Source organism: Pseudonocardia sp. D17, from assembly GCF_036984265.1.
GTDB lineage: Bacteria > Actinomycetota > Actinomycetes > Mycobacteriales > Pseudonocardiaceae > Pseudonocardia > Pseudonocardia benzenivorans.
In genome coordinates, this window is record NZ_BPRG01000091.1 from 1 (window position 1) to 3,709 (window position 3,709).

Consider the following 3,709-nt stretch of genomic DNA (forward strand, 5'->3'; position numbering starts at 1 on the left):
CCGCGCCTCGGCCGACAACAGCCGCATCACGATCTCGGACTTGCTCATCTCCAGCGAGAACACCGCGGTCGTCATGCCATGGCGGACCGGGCACGAGCGGGCGATGTCGAGCCCGACCGTGCTCTTCCCGACGCCCGGCCTGGCCGCGACAACGATCATCTGGCCGGGATGCAGACCGTTGGTCATCGCGTCGAGGTCGGTGTAGCCGGTCGGCACGCCGAAGGCCATGCCGCCGCGGGCGGCGATGGCGTCGATCTCGTCCATCGTCGGGGCCAGCAGTTCCTCGAGCGGGGTGTAGTCCTCGCTCGTGGTCCGCTCGGTCACCTCGTAGATCGCCGCCTGCGCCCGGTCGACCACCTCGTCGACATCACTGCCGTCGGCACCGTGGTAGCCCAGCTGCACGATCCGGGTACCGGCTTCGACGAGCCGCCGCAGGATCGCCTTCTCCGCGACGATCTCGGCGTAGTAGGCCGCGTTGGGCCGCGGTCGGGACCGTCGCGATCAGCGTGTGCAGGTAGGGCGCACCACCGAGACGGATCAGCTCACCGCGGCGCTGCAGTTCCGCCGACACCGTGACCGCATCCGCCGGCTCACCCCGACCATAGAGATCGAGGATGCAGTCGTAGACGGTCTGGTGCGCGGGCCGGTAGAAGTCGTCCGGGCGCAGGATCTCCACGACGTCGGCGATCGCGTCCTTGTTCAGCAACATCCCGCCGAGCACCGACTGCTCGGCGGTGAGGTCCTGCGGCGGCTGACGATCGAACGGTGAAGCCGCGGTCCCCGCGCCCGGAGGGGCCGCTCCTCGGAGGCCGCCACGGGCTGCGCTCGGCGGCGACAGGTTGTTGTGGCGGGCGTGGCAGTGTGCCGCGGTCATCCTCAGCACCGTCGGTCGTGGGTGCGAGTCGACACCGGGAGACCCCGCACCCGGTCGTCGCCCGAGTCCTGGGCGCGGCGCTTCTCACGCAGCTGGTCGAGGTGTTCGCGCAGTGCCTCTCGTGCCCGTTTCCGCACTCCCGGCTCAGCCACGGGTACGGGCTCAGCCACGGGCGGCTGTGGCCGCCGCACTGACGCGACTGCATCGCGCGGCAACTTTGTCGTCATGCGGTGCCCGGTCACGTGGCCCGGAAGCTCTTTCAGCCTGCCCTGCCACGGACGCAGCCGAGCGCCGAGCACCGCGAGCGGATCGTTCACGCCACGGGTGAGGTCTCCCCGCGGTCTGTCGCGTCGGTCGGGATGGAACTCCACCGCGTAGAGCAGACCGGCGATCGACGCTCCGTCGTCCCACCACCGCTTCAGGAGAGCCCGGGCCCGCCAAATCTGGATCTTGCCATTTTTTCGGCCGTCGAGGCCGAGGTGGTGGATGAGACCGAGTGTTGCTGAGTGACGTGAGTTGGGGGTGGTGGGCACGGCGTAGGTCGGCCATTGGTTCTGGGCCTGGTGTGGTGACCGTTTGCCGCGTAGCGAGGGTTCTATGCCAACGAGAGATGTGGGGAGGTCGCCATTTTCATCCACACCGAAGTCAGCTGTGGTGACGGGCTGGACAAGAGGATCCATGGTGACCAGGGCGTAGGTCGGTGTACGACCGGTTTCGGTACCGAGGAACTCTGCTGACGCACCGCACTCCACGACGACCAGGACACCGCTCTCGCGAGCCCAGGCCAGCGCGCGGGAAACCGTGCGTGGTGCTCGGTTCCCGGCCGCAGCGAGCCGGTCGACGGTGAGGCCGCTGATCAGACCGGTCTCCCAGTCCATGTGTGCGACGAGCTGGTTGAGGATCTGTGTCCAGCTGCGGCGCTTGTCAGACCGCCACTCCTCGTCGTCGATGCGGCGCGCGAGGTATCGCAGTGCCTCTGGTTGCGAGGTCAGCACCCGATACCGGGCGTCGACGAAGTTCCGCCAGCCGGGATGAGGTTGAAACCTCGCCTCCTGGAGGCGGCGTCGAGCCCGTTCACGGCCGCGGGCCAGGGCTCGGGCCCGGGCTCTGGCCCGGGCGGCCGGCTTGCGCGCTCGTCCTGGACCGCTGCTCGGGCCTCGGTTCGGATCGCGGTACGCCGTGCCGCGCGGCGTCTGCGGTGGCCGGGTCACGTCGGCGGTGGCGAAGAGATGGGTGGGTGGGAGGCCCTGGGCGAGTAGTTCGCCGTGCAGGACGCATGTGGAGTTGCTGGGTCCGGAGGCAAGGGTGAACGCGCCGTGCTGGTAGCACGGGAGGCACCATCCTGCACCGGAATCAGATGCTGGCTGATTCGGGCGTGCGGGAATCGGCTCGTGTCGCGCTCCCGTTTTGTCCGGCCCAGGCTGTAACCTGGACACGCGAAAGCGCCCCTTCTTGGCAGGTTGGGGAATCCGCCCCGGTTCGCCGGGGTACCGACGTCAGCTGGGTGCTGGTCCAGATGACGCACGCTCTGAACCGAGGCGACTCCTGGCCGGGGGTCGCCTCGGTGCGGTTTACGAGGCCTTGTTCATCGGCAGCTCCTGTTGCCCGTGAGGCTTCGACGGCGCGGGGAGTTCGTCACGATGGCGCAGGCCAATCCGGATCAGAGCGGCGGCTGTCTCGGAGAACGACCAGTCCCGTGCTGCAGCTTCCTCGCGCAGCTCAGCGCTGTCGTCCGTCGGCACCCGTGTCACGATGACGTCCCGCGGTCCCTTGGAGGGACGCCCGACGCTGCGTGCGGCTGTCCGTTTGGCCATGTCGGCCATCTTGGCCGAATTTCTGAAATGGACGTGCGCGACACGCCGGTATCGCACCTCGGAGTCTCGGGCGGACTCGCACCGCCCGGGGGTTGGTTGCCTCGCCGCGCCCGTGGCGTCGTCACCTTCGCCCTACCTGGCCGCGGCAACTCGCACACACTGCCGCACCTCCTGCGTGCGATTCGGCCAGGTGCAGGGCTCCCCCCGACGGTGCTTTACAAGACAACGGCCGCGCTTTGACCGTGTTCAGGCTGGGAGCCCGCCACGGCCTCACAGCGCCCCCTCAACGACTCCACGATGGTCGAGGCACGCTTCGGTCCTCGCCTTTACCTTGCTGGCAAGCACCGAACGTGACCCGCTGGACCCCGGGGGTGGCGCAGCATTCATCGCGGCGTCAACGATTGATTGTCAGGAGTAGCCGGACAGGCATCGCTCTGTTCTCCGTCGCTGCTTGACCTAGAGAACCCCGCGGTGTAGGCACAGGATCCTGAGGAGTTCTTCCGGCGGCTGGCCGACCAGCGGGTCGCGGTGCGGAGATGCCGCCTGGTCAGCTCGTCGGCTATGCGCTCGCCGCGCTGGGCGACACGAACGCCGACGGCATGCCGGTGTGGTTCTCCGGTCGGAGCCTGGCGCGGGCTCTGTCCCTGCCGAAGCTGCTGGAGCGGTGGGCCTCGGCTGCGCCTCCGGCCCAGCCGTTGCCGCCCGAGGCGCACGAACGGGCCCGGATGGGCGCGGCGGAACCCGCCGAGGCTGTCGTGGACGCGATCAGCGCGGTCGAGCACGCGACCGCAGCGCTGGCCGCCGACGAACGCGACGTCGCGGCGTCGGTGGCGCACGCGGCCGGTGACATGGTCACCGCGGTGTGCACCGTGACCGGTAAGGCCTCCGAGCTGGACCGGGTGCAGTGGGAGGTGGCCGAGCAGTTCGATCGCGCGGCCCGGACGCCGGGCGTGGGCTAGCCGCGGCGGTGGGCTCCGGTGGCCGCCGAGCTGCGGACCGCGGCGTGGCGGTTGATCGCGCT

The 3,709-nt window shown here is 69.4% G+C and carries 3 protein-coding genes and 1 pseudogene; 1 reads left to right on the plus strand and 3 read right to left on the minus strand.

What is annotated here, in order from left to right; translation table 11 throughout:
- The 3 genes and pseudogenes from PSD17_RS16275 to PSD17_RS16285 all read right to left on the minus strand — a co-directional run.
- Positions 1-874 (minus strand): annotated as a pseudogene (locus PSD17_RS16275) (DnaB-like helicase N-terminal domain-containing protein); the annotation flags it as partial.
- 2 nt (positions 875-876) lie between these two features.
- On the minus strand, positions 877-1,869 hold the full coding sequence (locus tag PSD17_RS16280; protein ID WP_143771177.1) for a hypothetical protein: 993 nt from the start codon (positions 1,867-1,869) through the stop codon (positions 877-879).
- 576 nt (positions 1,870-2,445) lie between these two features.
- Positions 2,446-2,616, minus strand: a complete 171-nt coding sequence (locus tag PSD17_RS16285; protein WP_158511362.1) for a hypothetical protein — start codon at positions 2,614-2,616, stop codon at positions 2,446-2,448.
- 608 nt (positions 2,617-3,224) lie between these two features.
- Here PSD17_RS16285 and PSD17_RS16290 point away from each other — a divergent pair.
- A complete protein-coding gene (locus PSD17_RS16290; RefSeq protein ID WP_041763382.1) occupies positions 3,225-3,647 on the plus strand; it encodes a hypothetical protein in 423 nt (140 codons plus the stop codon).
- The last annotated feature ends 62 nt before the right edge of the window (positions 3,648-3,709 follow it).

Coding starts and splice junctions, on each gene's coding strand:
- PSD17_RS16290 (WP_041763382.1), top strand. CDS start 3,225: ATGCCGCCTGGTCAGCTCGTCGGCTATGCGCTCGCCGCGCTGGGCGAC.